The sequence below is a fragment of the Blattabacterium clevelandi genome, assembly GCF_003268615.1.
GTDB classification, from domain to species: Bacteria; Bacteroidota; Bacteroidia; order Flavobacteriales; family Blattabacteriaceae; genus Blattabacterium; species Blattabacterium clevelandi.
Genome location: NZ_CP029844.1, coordinates 276,962 through 295,363, shown reverse-complemented (window position 1 = coordinate 295,363; position 18,402 = coordinate 276,962). Strand labels below are relative to the sequence as shown.

13 protein-coding genes, 4 tRNA genes and 3 rRNA genes are annotated in these 18,402 nt (G+C 29.6%); 11 read left to right on the top strand and 9 right to left on the bottom strand.

The genetic code is table 11. From position 1 onward, the window contains the following. Positions 1–5 precede the first annotated feature (5 nt). Entirely contained in the window at positions 6–1,691 is a 1,686-nt protein-coding gene (locus DM817_RS01500; RefSeq protein ID WP_113738284.1) for a ribonucleoside-diphosphate reductase subunit alpha, read from the top strand. A gap of 31 nt (positions 1,692–1,722) precedes the next feature. Here the strand turns inward: DM817_RS01500 and rrf are convergent. The 5 genes from rrf to DM817_RS01475 form a co-directional block, all read right to left on the bottom strand. Beyond that, a 5S ribosomal RNA gene (gene rrf, locus DM817_RS01495) occupies positions 1,723–1,832 on the bottom strand. 50 nt (positions 1,833–1,882) lie between these two features. Further along, positions 1,883–4,772 (bottom strand): 23S ribosomal RNA (locus DM817_RS01490). A gap of 50 nt (positions 4,773–4,822) precedes the next feature. Further along, a tRNA-Ala gene (locus DM817_RS01485) sits at positions 4,823–4,896 on the bottom strand. 19 nt (positions 4,897–4,915) lie between these two features. Further along, a tRNA-Ile gene (locus DM817_RS01480) sits at positions 4,916–4,989 on the bottom strand. Between the two features lie 118 nt (positions 4,990–5,107). Beyond that, positions 5,108–6,645: ribosomal RNA gene (locus DM817_RS01475) — 16S ribosomal RNA — on the bottom strand. The 16S, 23S and 5S rRNA genes sit together here with 2 tRNA genes alongside, the layout of an rRNA operon. Before the next feature lie 248 nt (positions 6,646–6,893). On the opposite strand from DM817_RS01475, the gene queA reads away from it, so the two are divergent. Genes queA through topA form a run of 3 tightly spaced genes read left to right on the top strand, consistent with a single transcriptional unit; the run spans position 6,894 to position 11,094 of the window. Beyond that, positions 6,894–7,937, top strand: coding sequence for a tRNA preQ1(34) S-adenosylmethionine ribosyltransferase-isomerase QueA (gene queA, locus DM817_RS01470; protein ID WP_113738553.1), 1,044 nt, complete (start codon positions 6,894–6,896; stop codon positions 7,935–7,937). Positions 7,938–7,986: 49 nt separating this feature from the next. Continuing rightward, positions 7,987–8,964: a polyprenyl synthetase family protein gene (locus DM817_RS01465; protein WP_113738283.1), complete on the top strand. Its 978-nt coding sequence runs from the start codon at positions 7,987–7,989 to the stop codon at positions 8,962–8,964. A gap of 24 nt (positions 8,965–8,988) precedes the next feature. Beyond that, the gene (gene topA, locus DM817_RS01460) at positions 8,989–11,094 is read left to right on the top strand and encodes a type I DNA topoisomerase (protein WP_113738282.1); all 2,106 of its coding nucleotides are present in this window, start codon (positions 8,989–8,991) and stop codon (positions 11,092–11,094) included. On the opposite strand, the gene DM817_RS01455 is transcribed toward topA, so the two are convergent. Next, the gene (locus DM817_RS01455) at positions 11,091–11,513 is read right to left on the bottom strand and encodes a hypothetical protein (RefSeq protein ID WP_113738281.1); all 423 of its coding nucleotides are present in this window, start codon (positions 11,511–11,513) and stop codon (positions 11,091–11,093) included. The genes topA and DM817_RS01455 overlap by 4 nt on opposite strands. 250 nt (positions 11,514–11,763) lie before the next feature. Here DM817_RS01455 and rsmI point away from each other — a divergent pair, with 250 nt between their 5' ends. Continuing rightward, the gene (rsmI, locus tag DM817_RS01450; RefSeq protein ID WP_113738280.1) at positions 11,764–12,429 is read left to right on the top strand and encodes a 16S rRNA (cytidine(1402)-2'-O)-methyltransferase; all 666 of its coding nucleotides are present in this window, start codon (positions 11,764–11,766) and stop codon (positions 12,427–12,429) included. Positions 12,430–12,434: 5 nt separating this feature from the next. Here rsmI and DM817_RS01445 read toward each other — a convergent pair whose 3' ends face one another. Then, positions 12,435–13,427: an aspartate-semialdehyde dehydrogenase gene (locus tag DM817_RS01445; RefSeq protein ID WP_113738279.1), complete on the bottom strand. Its 993-nt coding sequence runs from the start codon at positions 13,425–13,427 to the stop codon at positions 12,435–12,437. 141 nt (positions 13,428–13,568) lie between these two features. Between DM817_RS01445 and gmk the strand changes: the two genes are divergently transcribed. Beyond that, entirely contained in the window at positions 13,569–14,153 is a 585-nt protein-coding gene (gene gmk, locus DM817_RS01440; RefSeq protein ID WP_113738278.1) for a guanylate kinase, read from the top strand. A 60-nt stretch (positions 14,154–14,213) separates the two neighbouring features. Here gmk and DM817_RS01435 read toward each other — a convergent pair. Both DM817_RS01435 and DM817_RS01430 read right to left on the bottom strand, forming a co-directional pair. After that, positions 14,214–14,287, bottom strand: a tRNA-Asn gene (locus tag DM817_RS01435). Continuing rightward, a complete protein-coding gene (locus DM817_RS01430) occupies positions 14,278–14,730 on the bottom strand; it encodes an RpiB/LacA/LacB family sugar-phosphate isomerase (RefSeq protein WP_113738277.1) in 453 nt (150 codons plus the stop codon). Before DM817_RS01430 ends, DM817_RS01435 begins: the two co-directional genes overlap by 10 nt. A 136-nt stretch (positions 14,731–14,866) precedes the next feature. Between DM817_RS01430 and DM817_RS01425 the strand changes: the two genes are divergently transcribed. The 5 genes from DM817_RS01425 (at position 14,867) to DM817_RS01405 (ending at position 18,402) form a co-directional block, all read left to right on the top strand. After that, on the top strand, positions 14,867–16,090 hold the full coding sequence (locus DM817_RS01425; RefSeq protein ID WP_113738276.1) for a phosphoglycerate kinase: 1,224 nt from the start codon (positions 14,867–14,869) through the stop codon (positions 16,088–16,090). 83 nt (positions 16,091–16,173) lie between these two features. Beyond that, positions 16,174–16,788, top strand: coding sequence for a superoxide dismutase (locus DM817_RS01420; RefSeq protein WP_113738275.1), 615 nt, complete (start codon positions 16,174–16,176; stop codon positions 16,786–16,788). Between the two features lie 4 nt (positions 16,789–16,792). Continuing rightward, positions 16,793–17,152 carry a dihydroneopterin aldolase gene (gene folB, locus DM817_RS01415; RefSeq protein WP_113738274.1) on the top strand — a complete coding sequence of 120 codons (360 nt, stop codon included), beginning with the start codon at positions 16,793–16,795 and terminating at the stop codon, positions 17,150–17,152. 4 nt (positions 17,153–17,156) lie between these two features. Continuing rightward, positions 17,157–17,227, top strand: a tRNA-Cys gene (locus DM817_RS01410). 434 nt (positions 17,228–17,661) lie between these two features. Further along, positions 17,662–18,402 carry a uroporphyrinogen-III synthase gene (locus DM817_RS01405; RefSeq protein WP_113738552.1) on the top strand — a complete coding sequence of 247 codons (741 nt, stop codon included), beginning with the start codon at positions 17,662–17,664 and terminating at the stop codon, positions 18,400–18,402.

Genomic DNA, 18,402 nt, shown 5'->3' with positions numbered 1-18,402 from the left:
TAAAAATGGAAACACACCCTATTGCAGAAAAAAAAGGATGGAAAGTAGGAAAAGATTTACCGTTATGGGCTAATAATGAACTGTATTTAACTACAATTAAAGGTGGATATTTATTAGATGGAGAAACTCCTTTTGAAGGATATAAAAGATTGGCTATCAATGCTGCAAAAATTCTTAAAATACCAAATATGGAAGAAAATTTTTTTCAAATTTTATGGAGAGGATGGCTCATCCCTTCCACTCCAGTGATGGTAAATTTAGGAACAAAAAAAGGATTGCCTATTAGTTGTTTTTCTGGACGTATTGGGGATAGTATGTATGATATATATAGAAAAAATTTAGAAATGGCTATTTTAAGTAAACATGGAGGAGGGACTTCTTATGATTTTAGTATGGTTAGACCAATTGGAAGTCCTATTAAAAATGGAGAATTAGGCTATTCGGATGGAATTATTCCTTTTATTAAATCATACGATAGTACTATTATTGCTAGTAAACAAGGAAGTACACGAAGAGGAGCTGTAGCTATTTATTTAAATATAGAACACAAAGAATATCCAGAATTTTTAAAAATAAGAGAACCTAAAGGGGATATCAATCGACAATGTCATAATCTTCATCAGGGAGCCATTATTTCTAATTCTTTTATGGATAAAGTTTTGAAAAAAAATGGAAAAGAAAGATTATTATGGATCAATACCCTTAAAGAACGTGTTAAAACTGGAGAACCATATCTTTTTTTTAAAGATAATGCTAACAAAAATATACCGGATAATTGGAAAAAATATGGATTAAAAATCCATCATAGCAATCTTTGTTCAGAAATTATGTTACCTACAGATGAAAATCATACTCTTGTATGTTGTCTTTCTTCATTAAACTTATATAAATACGTAGAATGGAAAAATACTAATACCGTTTTTTATGCAATTTTATTTCTTGATTCTGTTTTACAAGAATTTATTGATAAAGGAAAAAATATTCGAGGAATAGAAGATTCTGTTCGTTTTGCAGAAAAAAGTAGAGCTTTAGGATTAGGAGCTTTAGGTTGGCATTCTTATTTACAATCTAGAATGATTCCTTTTATTTCCGTAAAATCTGAAATATTAACTCATAAAATATTTAGAAATATCCAAGTGGAATCTCAAAAAGCGACTCAATATTTGGCAAAAGAATACGGTGAATCCGAATGGAATATAGGAACAGGAAGAAGGAATTTAACTTTGATGGCTATAGCCCCTAATAGAAGTTCTGCTAAATTAGCGGGTGGATTATCTCAAGGGGTAGAACCTTTGGCTGCAAATATATATGTAGATGATGATTCAAAAGGAATGCATATTCGTAAAAATCCTTATTTGGAAAAAATTCTTAAAAAAAATGGATATAATCTTCCAGAAATTTGGGAAAAAATTGCTAATGAAAAGGGATCTTGTCTTAATTTAACGGCTCTTAGCGAAGAAGAAAAAAATGTATTTTTATGTTTTAAAGAAATTAATCAATTGGAATTAATAAAACAAGCAGGTATACGACAAAAATATCTTGATCAAGGTCAGAGTATAAATCTGGCTTTTAATCAAAAAACCCCAGCAAAATTTATTAATAAAGTTCATCTTGATGCTTGGAAAATTGGATTAAAAAGTCTCTATTATTATAGAAGTGAAAGCATACTCCGTGCAGAATGTTGTAGGTAATACGAATAAAAAACGAATATATAAAAAAAAAAAAGGGCGGAGACTTACTCTCCCGGAAAAACCAGTACCATCAGCGCTAATGTGTTTAACTTCTCTGTTCGGAATGGAAAGAGGTGGATCCACATTGCTATAACCACCCATTATAAAAATTTCATACAAATATTATAAAAATAACATACAAATAAGGAAAAAAATATAAGCCTATGGGTAATTAGTACTACTTAGCTATGACATTACTGTCTTTACACTTATAGCCTATCAACGTTGTAGTCTTCAACGACCCTTAAAAGAAGCCTAATCTTGTGGTGAGTTTCGCACTTATATGCTTTCAGTGCTTATCTCTTCCGAACGTAGCTACTCAGCGATGCACCTGGCGATACAACTGATACACCAGAGGTTCGTCCAATTCGGTCCTCTCGTACTAGAATCAGCTCCACTCAAGCTTCTAACGCTCACAATAGATAGAGACCGAACTGTCTCACGACGTTCTGAACCCAGCTCGCGTGCCACTTTAATGGGCGAACAGCCCAACCCTTGGGACCTTCTTCAGCCCCAGGATGTGACGAGCCGACATCGAGGTGCCGAACCTCCCCGTCGATATGAGCTCTTGGGGGAGACTAGCCTGTTATCCCCGGAGTACCTTTTATTCTTTGAGCGATGGCCCTTCCATACGGAACCACCGGATCACTATGCCCTACTTTCGTACCTGATCGACTTGTAGGTCTCACAGTCAAGCACCCTTATGCCATTACACTCTACACACGATTACCAAACGTGTTGAGGGTACCTTTGGGAGCCTCCGTTACTTTTTTGGAGGCGACCACCCCAGTCAAACTACCCACCACGCAATGTCCTCAATAATTATGAATTGAGTTAGATTTCAACTAAAAAAAGGGTGGTATTTCAAGGTTGACTCCATATTGTCTTGCGACATTACTTCAAAGTCTCCCACCTATCCTACACATTTTTTAATCAAAACCAATACGAAGCTATAGTAAAGGTTCACAGGGTCTTTTCGTCCCATTGCGAGTAATCGGCATCTTCACCGATATTACAATTTCACCGAGCTCACGGCTGAGACAGTTTCCAGATCGTTACACCATTCGTGCAGGTCGGAACTTACCCGACAAGGAATTTCGCTACCTTAGGACCGTTATAGTTACGGCCGCCGTTTACTGGGGCTTCAGTTAAAAGCTTTGCCGAAGCTAACCTTTTTCTTTAACCTTCCAGTACTGGGCAGGTGTCAGACCCTATACATCATTTTTCAATTTAGCAGAGTCCTATGTTTTTGATAAACAGTCGTCTGGATATCTTCACTGCGGCCTTTTTTGGAAGGCAACCTTTATTCCGAAGTTACAGGTTAATTTTGCCTAGTTCCTTAGCCGTGAATCACTCGAGCACCTTAGGATTCTCTCCTTAACTACCTGTGTCGGTTTTGGTACGGATCACTTTTATCTGAAGCTTAGAGGATTTTCTTGGAAGCTCTTACCTGTACTATCCACTCACCCGAAGGTTTATGGTACTATCATAGCTTAGCAAAACATACGGATTTTCCTATATATTTTATACCTAACTATTTCAACGTACACTTCCGTCCGTACGCGACAGTTTCATAACTCCGTCTTCCCATCGCAATAAAAGCAAGTACCGGAATATTAACCGGTTACCCATCGATTACACCTTTCGATTACATCTTAGGACCGACTAACCCTCAGTTGATTAACATAGCTGAGGAACCCTTAGTTTTTCGGTGTGCGGTTTTCTCTCCCGCATTATCGTTACTTATACCTACATTTTCTTTTGTAATTACTCCACTGTATTTCACAATACAACTTCAACGTTATTACAATGCTCCCCTACCGATTTTTCAATCCCATAGTTTCGGTGATATATTTATGCCCGATTATTATCCACGCTCAATCACTCGACTAGTGAGCTGTTACGCACTCTTTAAATGAATAGCTGCTTCCAAGCTAACATCCTAGCTGTCTGTGTAATTAAACTTTGTTTATACAACTTAATATATACTTAGGGACCTTAACTGATGGTCTGGGTTGTTCCCCTCTTGGACATGGATCTTAGCACCCATGCCCTCACTACCGTGAAACATAATGACAGCATTCGGAGTTTATCAGGAATTAGTAGGCGATGAAACCCCTTCATCCAATCAGTAGCTCTACCTCTGTCATATTTAACACGATGCTGCACCTAAATGCATTTCGGGGAGTACGAGCTATCTCCGAGTTTGATTAGCCTTTCACCCCTACCCACAAGTCATCCGAAGACTTTTCAACGTCAACCGGTTCGGTCCTCCACTATGTGTTACCACAGCTTCAACCTGCTCATGGGTAGATCACTCGGTTTCGCGTCTAATTCTTCCGACTAAATGCCCTATTCAGACTCGCTTTCGCTACGGCTCCATAGCTAAACTACTTAACCTTGCCGGAAAAATTAACTCGTAGGTTCATTATGCAAAAGGCACATCGTCACCCTACTCTTAATTAAGAGGGCTCCGACAGCTTGTAAGCGTATGGTTTCAGGATCTATTTCACCCTTCTATTCGAAGTACTTTTCACCTTTCCCTCACGGTACTAGTTCACTATCGGTCTCTGAGTAGTATTTAGCCTTACCGGATGGTCCCGGTAGATTCAGACAAGATTTCCCGTGTCCCGTCCTAATCAGGTTACTACTAGGTTATTTTTCTATTTCGTATACAGGAATATCACCTTCTATGATTGATTTTTCCAAATCATTCTACTATATAAAAATAATCCTTTATTGTAGACCTACAACCCCACTATGGCCTAAACCACAATAGTTTGGGCTTTTCCGATTTCGCTCGCCACTACTTACGGAATCACTTTTGTTTTCTTTTCCTCTAGATACTTAGATGTTTCAGTTCTCTAGGTTAGCATTACTTTAAAAAAGTAATATCATATAGTTAATATGATAGGTTTCCCCATTCGGAAATCTGCGGATTAATTCGTATGTGCCAATACCCGCAGCTTATCGCAGCTTATCACGTCCTTCTTCGCCTCTCAGAGCCAAGGCATCCACCATACGCCCTTACTTAGCTTTTTTTTCTTTCCTTATTACAGTATGTTATTTCAAAGAACTTTATATCTAAAAAATGGAGAATATCGGAGTCGAACCGATGACCTCCTGCGTGCAAAACAGGTGCTCTAGCCAGCTGAGCTAATCCCCCTTATTCTTAACTAATATAGTAGTCTCGCGCGGAATTGAACCGCGGACCTCTACATTATCAGTGTAGCGCTCTAACCGTCTGAGCTACGAGACTGATACAATTATTATTTATCATCAATCTCTACACTTACTTTTTTATCAATCAATAGAAAAAACTTCTAGCCTGATTCCTTAATTTTCTTATTTATTAAGATATATAAAATTACTCTAAAAAAAGAGATGTTCCAGCCACACCTTCCGGTACGGCTACCTTGTTACGACTTAGCCCCAGTTATCGATTTTACCTTAAGCAGTTCCTTTTATGGTCACCAATTTCAGGTCCCCCCGACTTCCATGGCTTGACGGGCGGTGTGTACAAGGCCCGGGAACGTATTCACCGCATCATGGCTGATATGCGATTACTAGCGATTCCAACTTCATAGAGTCGAGTTGCAGACTCCAATCCGAACTGAGATCGGTTTTTAGAGATTAGCTTCTGATTGCTCAGTAGCAACCCTTTGTACCGACCATTGTAGCACGTGTGTAGCCCAAGGTATAAGAGCCGTGATGATTTGACGTCGTCCTCACCTTCCTCTCGACTTACGTCGGCAGTCTTGCTAGAGTCCCCGACATTACTCGTTGGCAACTAACAATGAGGGTTGCGCTCGTTGAGGGACTTAACCCAACACCTCACGGCACGAGCTGACGACAACCATGCAGCATCTTGTACTCCGTCCTAAGACTAAACTATTTCTAGCTTATTCGTAGTACATTTAAACCTTGGTAAGGTTCCTCGCGTATCATCGAATTAAACCACATGCTCCACCGCTTGTGCGGGCCCCCGTCAATTCCTTTGAGTTTCAACCTTGCGGTCGTACTCCCCAGGTGGATCACTTATCACTTTCGCTTAGCCACTGAACAATAAAATCCAACGACTAGTGATCATCGTTTACGGCGTGGACTACCAGGGTATCTAATCCTGTTTGCTCCCCACGCTTTCGTACCTCAGCGTCAGTATAGATTTAGTAACCTGCTTTCGCGATCGGTGTTCTGTGTGATATCTATGCATTTCACCGCTACACCACACATTCCAGCTACTCCAATCTCACTCAAGTCTATCAGTATCATTAGCCATTTTAACAGTTAAGCTGTAACATTTCACTACTGACTTAATAAACCGCCTACGCACTCTTTAAACCCAATAAATCCGGATAACGCTTGTGTCCTCCGTATTACCGCGGCTGCTGGCACGGAGTTTGCCGACACTTATTCGTTTAGTACCTTCACAATTCCTATCACGTAGAAATCTTTATTCCTAAACAAAAGCAGTTTACAACCCATAAGGCATTCTTCCTGCACGCGGCGTGGCTGGTTCAGAGTTTCCTCCATTGACCAATATTCCTCACTGCTGCCTCCCGTAGGAGTCTGGTCCGTATCTCAGTACCAGTGTGGGGGATCACCCTCTCAGGCCCCCTACCGATCATCGTCTTGGTAGGCTATTACCCCACCAACTAACTAATCGGGCGCATGCCCATCTTTTTCCGCATTTCTGCTTTAATAATATTCTCATGCGAGGATACTGTATTATAGAATATTAATCCGAGTTTCCTCAGGCTATTTTCTAGAAAAAGGTAGGTTACATACGTGTTACGCACCCGTACGCCGGTCGCCATCAAAATTTAAATAAATAAATTTCATGCTGCCCCTCGACTTGCATGTGTTAAGCCCGCCGCTAGCGTTCATCCTGAGCCAGGATCAAACTCTTCGTTGTAAAAAAAAATAATATCAAATACGTAAAAATCTTAATTCAAGAATCCTTAACTAATCAGGTCTAGAAGCTATTTTTCAATTAAAAAATAAAGAACAATTTTTAAAATTCATATTTTTACACTTAAAATATAAAAATAATATAATACAAATATATATATATTTTTTTTTGATGAAAAAAAATAATTTAATTTTATTCTTAGTCAAGAATAAGACAATACCTTGTATATTTGTTTTGTTTCTAATTTAATTATGAGAACTTCAGATTTTAATTTCGAATTTCCATTAAATCTTTTATCTTATCAACCAACCCAAGAAAGAGACGAATCTAGATTAATGATTATTCATAGAAAAAACAAAAATATTGAACATAAATTATTCAAAGATTTATATCAATATTTTGAAGAAGGAGATACTATTATTCTCAATAATACAAAGGTTTTTCCAGCAAGATTATTTGGAAATAAAGAAAAAACAGAAGCAAAAATAGAAGTTTTTTTACTCAGAGAATTGGATATTATAGATAGAACTTGGGACGTATTAGTTGATCCTGCAAGAAAAGTAAGAGTAGGAAATAAATTAAATTTTGGAAGTGGATTAACAGGAGAAGTCATAGATAATACCACTTCTAGAGGAAGAATTTTACAACTTCATTTTAATGGATCACATGAAGAATTAATAAAAAAAATAAAAGAGTTAGGAAAAACACCTTTACCAAAATATATTAAAAGATTACCAGAAAAAAGTGATGAAAAACGCTATCAAACTATTTATGCAAAAATTGAAGGTTCTGTAGCTGCTCCTACAGCTGGATTTCACTTTTCAAAACATTTATTAAAAATATTAGAAATAAAAGGAATCAATTTAGTAGAAATTACTTTACATCTTGGATTAGGTAGTTTTTTACCCGTAGAAGTAGAAGATATATCCAAACATAAAATGGATTCTGAAAAATGTTTTATAGAAAAAAATGTATGTAGTATTATTAATAAAACTATTAAACAAAAAAAACGTGTATGTGTTGTAGGAACTTCATCTATGCGCGCTATTGAAAGTTCAGTTTCTTCTAGTAAATATTTAAATCCTTTTTCAGGATGGACGAATAAATTTATATTTCCTCCTTATAATTTTAGCATAGCTAATTCTATGATTACCAATTTTCATATGCCAAAATCTACATTAATTATGATGACAGCAGCTTTTTCTGGATATGATTTGATCATGAAAGCTTATAAAATAGCTATAAAAGAAAAATACAGATTCTATTCCTACGGAGATGCTATGTTAATTTTATAACATAAATCTTAAAAAAACCATAATATTAAAAAATGAAACATTTAATATTATGAAAAAAATCCTTGAAAAGGTGAAAATTTCCATAAAAAAAGAAATGAAAATTTTCGAAAAACAATTCATTAATATTATAAAAAGTAAGGTATCTATTGTTAATAGAATTACACATTATATCACTAATAGAAAAGGTAAACAAATTCGTCCTATGTTTGTTTTTTTAATTGCAAAAATGTTAGGAAACATACAAAAAAAAACATATCATACTGCATCTTTAATAGAATTAATCCATACAGCTACTCTTGTCCATGATGATGTTATAGATAATAGTTCTCTTCGTCGTGGAACTTTTTCTATCAATGCTATATGGAAAAATAAAGTAGCTGTTTTAATAGGAGATTATTTACTTTCTAAAAGTCTTTTATTAGCTACAAATAATAATTATCATGATCTTCTTAAAATTATTTGTAGAACTATCAAAGATATGAGTGAAGGAGAATTATTACAAATGGAGAAAACTAAAAAATTAGACATTAACGAAAAAATTTACAATCAAATTATTTATCATAAAACAGCTAGTCTAATTGCAGCCTCTTGTGAAGGAGGCGCACGTTCAGTAAATGCAGATGAAAAAACCGCTTTAAAAATGAAAAAATTTGGAGGATTTACTGGAATAGCTTTTCAAATAAAAGATGATTTATTTGATTATGAAGAATCTCATGAAAACTTAATTGGAAAACCTATTGGAATGGATTTAAAAGAAAGAAAAATGACACTTCCACTGATTTATGCTATTCAAAAATCTTCTCAAAAAAATCAAGAATGGATATTAAATTCTATCAATAATTATGATGAAAAAAAAAGAAATCAAATTATTGATTATGTTAAGGAAAATGGAGGTATAGAATATGCTAAAAAAAGAATGATAAAATTTCGTAATAATGCATTAAAAATATTAGATCACTATCCAAAAAGTACAATTAAAGAAGCATTAAAAACAATGGTAAATTTTATTATTGAAAGAAATATATAGAAAAAATTAAGTATTAACAATAAAATGAAAAAAAATTTAGTAATTGTGGAGTCTCCTACTAAAGCTAATACTATACAAATGTTTCTTGGAAAAGATTTTTATGTAGTATCGAGTTATGGTCATCTTATAGATCTTCCAGAAAAAAAGATAGGAGTTAATGTAAAAAAGAATTTTCAACCTGATTATGTCATTTTATCTAAAAAAAGAAAAATAGTTCAAAATCTTAAAGAATTAATTAAAGATTATAATATAATATGGTTAGCCTCTGATGAGGATCGTGAAGGTGAAGCTATCGCTTATCAAATTTATAAAATATTAAATATTCCAAATGAAAAAATTCGAAGAATTGTTTTTCATGAAATAACAAAAAAAGCTATTTTATATGCTATAAATAATCCTAGATTTATTAATTATAATCTTGTTTATGCACAACAAGCAAGACGAATTTTAGATAGATTAGTAGGATTTCAATTATCTCCTATTCTATGGAAAAAGGTTAATTCTGGTCTTTCTGCAGGTAGAGTACAATCCGCAGCAGTTAGACTGATAGTGGAACGAGAACAAAATATTCAAAATTTTATTCCTATTCCTGGATATCAAATATCCGGAATTTTTACTTACGAAAAAAAAATGATTTTTCATGCTAAATTGGAAAAAAAAATAGAAGGAGAAAAAAAAATGAAAAATATTCTATTATCATGTGTTAATGCAAGTTTTTTAATAAAAAAAATTATTCTTAAACAAGAAAAAAAAAGTCCTCCACCTCCATTTACAACATCTACTTTACAACAAGAGTCTTGTAAAAAATTAAATTATTCCATATCTAAAACTATGTTTTTAGCTCAAAAATTATATGAAAAAGGATACATAACATATATTCGTACTGATAGTACTAATTTATCCAAAGATATTTTATCCAAAATAAAGAATTATATTCTTTCTTTGTATGGAGAAAAATATTTATCTCAAAAAAATTTTTTATCTAATAGATTTTCTCAAGAAGCTCACGAAGCTATTCATCCTACAGAAATTAAAAAAATATCTTTAGAAACTTTAGACTTATCTCAAAAACGTCTTTATCAACTTATATGGGAACGAACTATAATTGGACAAATGACTGATTGTCAATTTGAAATAAAAAACTTTTATATTCAATCTTCAAATTTAGAAAATCATTTTATTTACACAAATAAAACCATTAAATTCGAAGGTTTTATGAAAATAAAAGAAAAAAATGTTTCTAATGAAAATAATAAAAAAAAATCATTAGAAATCTTTAAAGAAGGAATTTTTTTACAGAAAAAAGAAATCATAGCAAAACAAATTTTTACAAAACATTTACCAAGATATAATGAAGCTACTTTAGTAAAGAATTTAGAACAATTAGGAATAGGGAGACCATCTACTTATGTTCCTATTATCTCTAATATACAAAAAAGAGATTATATAAACACACAAAAAATTATTAAAAAAACAGAGATTCGTGAATCTTTTATTTTAAAAAAAAATGTTATTATTAAAAAAAAAGATGAAATCATTGAAATAGAAAAAAATAAATTTATTCCTACAGAAATGGGAATTCTAATAACTGATTTTTTAAAAAAAAATTTTCAAGAAATCGTAGATTACAATTTTACAGCAAGTTTAGAAAAACAATTTGATAATATTGCAAAAGGAGAAGTATCCTGGAATAAAATTATTAAAAATTTTTATGATGAATTTCATAAAAAAATAGAACATGTAAAAAAAAATGTAGATAAAATTAACAAAATTCGTTTTTTAGGTATGGATCCAATATCTAATAAAAAAGTTTTTTCTAAAATAGCTCGTTTTGGTCCTATTGTTCAAATGGGAGAATTTAAAGATAAAGAAAAACCAAAATTTTCTCCCTTATTAATTCATCAAAAAATTGATACAATATCTTTACAGGATGCTTTAAAACTCTTAGAATTACCTAAATCTTTAGGATTATTTGAAGAATATGAAATACTTCTAAAAGTGAATAAATATAATATTTATATTAAACATAAAAATCAATCAATTCCTATTGAAGAAAAAATTTTTTTTGATTCATTGAATTTAGAAAAAGCTATTAATATTATATTAATAAGTAGAAAAAAAAATAGTTAACTATCAAAATATCTTTGATTTAAATATGTTGTAGGATATGCTTGATCATGTCCTGTACGTCGAACATGATCTAAATATTTCGGAATATAGGATAAAGCTTTTACTCTATCAGATAAAGACATTCTATTCCATATATTTTCTGCCATTTTTTTTTTACCTACTTTGTATCTATAATCTATCCAAAAACGGTTAAAAGATAAATCTGATGGAATTTCCTCTATAGAAAAGGCCGCTTTTGTTTTTTTCATTTTATTTATAATGGACTCATTATAAGGTATATATTTTCCTATCCATATATAATGTGATAAAGAAAGTCTTTCGGGAAAGATCACTTCCCTTAAAAAACCATTAAGATCATACTTAAAAATAATCTCTCCAGATACTAAACGGCTTCTAAATATATATTCTTTACCTTTCATTTTTTTTTATTTCATCAGCATTTATGAATAAAATTATTAACTATATTTATTTGATAATGAAAATTTAAAAAAACTGAAAAAATATTTTACATAATCTAAATTTATTTTGATTGTAATCTATAAAATAATTCCAAAAAATATAATAGATAAAATGACAAAAGTTATAAATTTTTATTCTATAAAAAATAGATTAAAAAAAAAAAATTATGATCTTTTTTTCATATATTATTCTTTTTTTTTATTCAATTAAATGTTATATATCGTACCTACTCCTATAGGAAATTTAGAAGATTTTACTTTCAGAAGTTTACGAATATTAAATGAAGTAGATTTTATTTTGGTAGAAAATTATAAAGTTTCAAAAAAATTGTTAAATTTTTATAATATTAAAACGCCTATAAAAAATTATCATATTTATAATGAACATAAAATAATTCCTTCAATTTTAGAAAAAATCAAAGATGGAAAAAAATTAGCATTAATTTCTAATGCTGGTACCCCCAGTATATCTGATCCAGGATTTTTATTGATTAGATCTTGTATTAAAAATTCTATTTCTATAGAATGTTTACCAGGTCCAACCTCCATTATCCCAGCATTAGTAATTTCAGGTCTTGCTATTAATGAATTTACATTTATTGGATTTTTACCAAAAAAAAAAAGAAAAGTAAAACTTGAAAAATTGTCGAAAGAAAATAGGACTCTTTTATTATACGAATCTCCTCATAGATTACTACGTACTTTAAACGATTTAAAATTTTTTTTTGGATTGGAAAGAAATATGGTTATATGCAAGGAAATATCTAAAATTTTCCAAGAAACATTGAGAGGGAATATTAAGGAGATGATTTTATATTATAACAATATAAAAAAAATATTGGGAGAATATATTCTTATTATTGATAAAAATAAATAAAAATATTAAATATATTTTTTTTTTATCAATAATTCTGCAATTTGTACTGCATTAGTAGCTGATCCTTTACGTAAATTATCTGCTACAATCCAAAGATTTAAAGAATTTAAAAAGGAATAATCTCTACGAATTCGTCCTACGAATACTTCATCTTTTCCATGAGAAAATAATGGCATAGGATAAATATTTTTTTTTGGATTATCTTGAACAATAATTCCTTTTTTTTTCAAAAAAATTTGATATATATGATCAATATTAGGTTTTTTTTTAAATGTTATATTTACACTTTCTGAATGACCTCCTATAACAGGAACACGTGCAGCAGTAGCTGTAATAGCTATATTTTTATCATTTATAATTTTTTTGGTTTCCTTTATCAATTTTATTTCTTCCATTGTATAACCATTTTTGACAAAAGTATCACAATGTGGTAATACATTTTGATAAATAGGATATGGATATATTTTTTCATAAGAAAAAAAACCATCTTTTTCCTTGTTCATTTGATTTAAAGCTTTTTTTCCTGTTCCAGTAACCGATTGGTATGTAGATACAATAACACGATCTATGCTATATTCTAAATGTAATGGATATAATACCATAACTAATTGAATAGTGGAACAATTAGGATTTGCAATAATTTTATCATCTTTAGATAAAGAAGAAGCATTTATTTCAGGAACTATCAGTTTTTTTTTTGGGTCCATTCTCCATGCAGAAGAATTATCTATTACTGTTGTCCCAATTTTTGCAAATTGAGGGGCCCATTTTTTAGATACATCTGATCCAGCTGAAAATAAAACAATATTAGGTTTTTTTGAAAATAATTCTCTAATACTAATTATTTTATATTTTTTATAATTATGAATAAATTCTTTTCCTATTGATTTTTCAGAAGCGGAAAGATATAATTTTTCTATTGGAAAATTCCTACATTTTAAGAGATCTACCATTACACGTCCTACCATTCCGGTAACTCCTACTATTCCTATTTTCATATTAAATTTAATTCAGATTATTATTATGATATTTTTTGGATTTTTATTTTACTGATATAACATAGATAAAGTTAAAAAATAATAAATAAAATACAGTATATTCTTATTTTCATTCTTAAATGAAATAGATATCATGGAAAAATGAAAAAAGGGAAAATGATTATTTTATCTGGGCCATCAGGATCTGGAAAAACAACTATATCACAGTATTTACTTTCCAAAATTCCAAAATTAAAATTGTCTGTATCATGTACTACACGTTCTATACGGAATCACGAAAAAAATGGAAAAGACTATTATTTTATTTCTACAAAAAAATTTATTTCTAAAATAGAAAATAATCATTTTTTAGAATGGGAAGAAGTTTATCCTAATTTATATTATGGAACCCTAAAAAGTGAAATATCCAAAATTTGGAATAAATGTCAACATGTTTTATTTGATGTAGATGTAAAAGGTGGATTATCTTTACAAAAAAAATATCCATACGATACTTTATCCATATTTATCATGGTAAATTCCCTAAAAATACTAAAAAAAAGACTTTTTTCAAGAAATTATGAGGATTTATCTCAAATTAATATACGTTTAAATAAAGCAAAAATGGAATGGAAATATGCAAGATTATTCGATATTATATTACTAAATCTAAATTTAGATCAAACAAAAAAAAAAGTAATCCAATTAGTTTATAATTTTACAAAAAATCAAAGTTATTGTATTTAAAATATCAAAAATACGTCATTATCAATCTATAAAATTGACCATTTTCAATTTCAATATATGCTCCCCAGGCTGGATTCGAACCAGCGACACCCTGATTAACAGTCAGGTGCTCTGACCATCTGAGCTACTGAGGATTATTTATTTTAATTGGAATTTTTTTGATTCTTATTTTATGTCTTCCTCCTTCAAAATCGGTTTGAATAAATATTTTTACTATTTCTAAAACCTCTTTTTTATTTTCTATAAAACGAGCTGGTAAACTAATTATATTGGCATTATTATGCCTTTTTGCTAAAAAAGCAATTTCTTTTTTCCATACTAATGCAGCACGAATTTTTGGATATTTATTAGCAATCATAGCCGCTCCGTTTCCACTTCCGCAAATTACAATTCCCAAATCAGCTTTTCCTTTTTCTACAAATTCTGCTGTAGGATGAATATAATCAGGATAGTCTACCTTTTCTCCATAACGAAATAATCCAAAATCTTTTACCCGATCTCCTTTTTGAATCAAATAATTAATTATTAATTTTTTATAATCTATTCCTGTATGATCAGATCCTATTGAAATTATCATTTTTCCTCAAATTTTATAAAAATACATTAAAAATTTGGATTTTTTTTTCATTTTATGAGTTCTTTTTTTTCATAATAAAGATTCAATACTTAACATTAAGTTTGTATATTTTAATTTTTATTTATTAATTATAATTATGAAAGAGGATAATATAAAAACTGTTAATGATTTTAATTTTAAAAATAAAACCGCTATAGTAAGAGTTGATTTTAATGTTCCTATCAACAATAAATCTAAAAAAATACTAGATGATACACGGATTCAATATAGTATACCTACCATTAAAAAAATAATTAATGAATATGGAAAAGTAGTATTAATATCTCATTTTGGAAGACCAAAAGGAAAACGTTCCAAAACTTATTCGTTGAAATTTGTAGTTTCTAATTTATCTAATAAATTACAAATTCCTATAAAATTTTCAGAATATTGTATAGGAGAAACTGTAGAAAAACGTATCAATGAATTAAAAAATGGAGAAATTTTACTGTTGGAAAATATTCGATTTTACAAAGAAGAGGAAGAGGGAGATGAAAATTTTGCTTTTCAGTTATCAAAGCTTGGAGATATTTATGTTAACGACGCATTTTCAGTATCTCATCGTTTACATGCTTCTATTACTATTATTCCCAAATTTTTTGGAAAAAATAAATGTATTGGATTTCTCATGCAAAAAGAAATAAATTCTTTAAAAAAGATTTTTGGAAAAGGGAAAAAACCCATTACAATTTTATTAGGAGGAGCAAAAATATATTCTAAAATATCTATTATAGAAAACCTTATTAATTTTGTAGATCATATCCTAATAGGAGGTGGGATGGCCTATCCTTTTATAAAAATACAAGGAGGAAATGTAGGTGATTCTATTGTAGATAAATACAAATATCATGAACTTGAAAAAGTATTAAAAAAGATTTTTGATAAATATAAAAAACAAGATAAAACAAATATATTTTTTCCAAAAGATGTAGTAATAGCAGATTCTTTTAAAAATAATGCTAATACTAAGATTTCTTCCATTTATTCTATCCCAAATGGATGGAAAGGGTTAGATTTAGGTCCTAAATCTATAAAATATTTTTGCAAAATCATCAAAAATTCCAAAACTATTCTTTGGAATGGTCCATTAGGAGTATTTGAATTCTCCAATTTTTCTTTAGGTACTCAATCTATAGCAAGAGCTATTGTCAATGCAACTGAAAATGGAGCTTTTTCTTTAATAGGTGGTGGAGATTCCATTGCTTCATTAAAAATGGAACAGTGTGAAAAAAAAATTAGTTATTTATCTACTGGAGGAGGTGCTATGTTAGAAAGTTTAAAAAATAAAATACTTCCTGGAATAAAATCTATAATTTCATAGTTTATATTTATGAATAATAAATAATTTAACAAATCCTAATATTTGATCTTTTTAATTATATTTGTTTTTTAAATAAAAAAAATATGTCATTCAAACTTCCTAAATTATCTTATTCATACAAGGATTTTGAACCTTATATAGATCAAAGAACTATGAAAATCCATTATATCAAACATCATGCTGGATATACCAATAATCTAAACCAAGTTATTAATGGAACCGATATGGAAAACTTATCTATAAAAGAAATTTTAAGAAGAGCGAATATTGAAAATCCAATAGTAAGAAATAATAGTGGAGGTTTTTATAATCATAATTTATTTTGGGAAATATTAATACCTCATTCAAAAAGTATACCTCCAAGTGAATATCTAAATGAAGTTTTTAAAAAAAAATTCAAAACATTCGATCTTTTTAAAGAAAAATTTACTGCTGTAGCAATGAATCGTTTTGGTTCTGGATGGGCATGGTTATGTGTAAAAGAAAAAGAATTGACTATTTGTTCTACAGAAAATCAAGATAATCCATTAATGTTAGGGATAGGTAATGAAGGGATTCCTATATTAGGATTAGATGTTTGGGAACATGCTTATTATCTACAATATCAAAATCGTAGAATCGATTATATTTCTTCATTTTGGAATATCATTAATTGGAAAAAAGTAGAAGAAAATTATAACTGTTCCATAGTAGAATAATCGAATGGGAAAAATTATTCTAGAGAATATAAAATTATTTGGATTTCACGGTTGCATTCCAGAGGAATCCTTCTTAGGATCTTATTATACAGTCAATATAGAAGTAGAATTAGATTTTCATAAAGCTTCTATTAGTGACGATTTATCAAAAACTATTGATTATGTATATTTATTCCGTGTTGTAAAAGAAGAAATGGCTATTAATTCTAAATTATTGGAACATTTAGCCTATAGAATAATACAAAGGATAAAAAAATATAGGCTAGATTTAGTTAAAAAAACAAAAATAAAGATTTGTAAAGAAAATCCACCTATGGAAAGTAGTATGGATAGATTTTGTATTATTTTAGATGATATAAACTAATTTTGGCATGGTGGCCGATTGGAAAGGCAGGGGTCTGCAAAACCTCTTATAGCGGTTCGATTCCGCTCTGTGCCTTTATATTTTTTAATCAAGTTTTTTAAAAAAAATATTTTTAAATTATATTGGACACTTTTTAAAATATCGATATGATTGTCAATTTTTTTTGTGTGAAAATGGTAATTGTAGAGAAATTTTTTCTCTGTCAGGTTATATTTTTTATAAATTAAATTTACTTCATATTTTTTATGAAAAAAAAAATCCTGTAAAAAAAAAATTTCTGTTAGTAGATTGATCATGTTTTTTTTAGAAATAAAAACACTTATAGGTATACTATTATCTGAATAAATGAAAAAAAATAGTAAAATAATTATTTTTTTTGAAAAAAAAAATTTTTTTATACTAATTAATAATTGTTTTCTTATTCTTTCTTTTTTTGTAAATTTGCGAATTTGAATCATAGTTATAAATTTTTATTCTTTATAAATCAATGATATACACAAAAACAAATGATGAAGATCAATAATATTCTCATTTCACAACCTCTAAAAGGTTCCAATTCTCCATATTTAGAACTAAGCAAAAATGTGAGAATAGATTTTAGATCCTTTATAGAAGTCAAAGGTGTGTCTTCTATTGAGGTAAGAAAACAAAAAATTAATTTTTCTGATTTTACGGTAGTTGTTTTCATAAGCAAAAACTCTGTTGACCATTATTTTCGATTAGCAGAATCTATGCGATTCAAAGTTCCAATTTCCATGAAATATATTTGTCAAACAGAATCTATAGCTTATTATTTACAAAAATATATCGTATATAGAAAAAGAAAAATATACATTGGAAAAAAATATTTTAAAGATATATTGCCTTGTATCAAAAAAAATATAAACGAAAGATTTCTTTTACCATCTTCAGATATATTAAAAATAGAAATACCAAAAATGTTAAATAAACTAAATATTTCATGGAAAAGAGCTATTTTATATAAAACAATTTCTAGTGATTTATCTGATTTAAAGAAGATAATCTATTATGATATATTGGTATTTTTTAGCCCCGCATGTATAAAGTCTTTATTTGAAAATTTTCCTAATTTTGATCAAAATAATATAAAAATTGCTACTTTTGGAAAAAATACTTTAGATGCAGCTTATAAAGCTGGATTAAAAATTGCTATTAGAGTTCCAACTCCTGAATTTCCTTCTATGGCTAAGGCTCTAGAAAAATATATAAAAGAATATCAAAAAAAATAA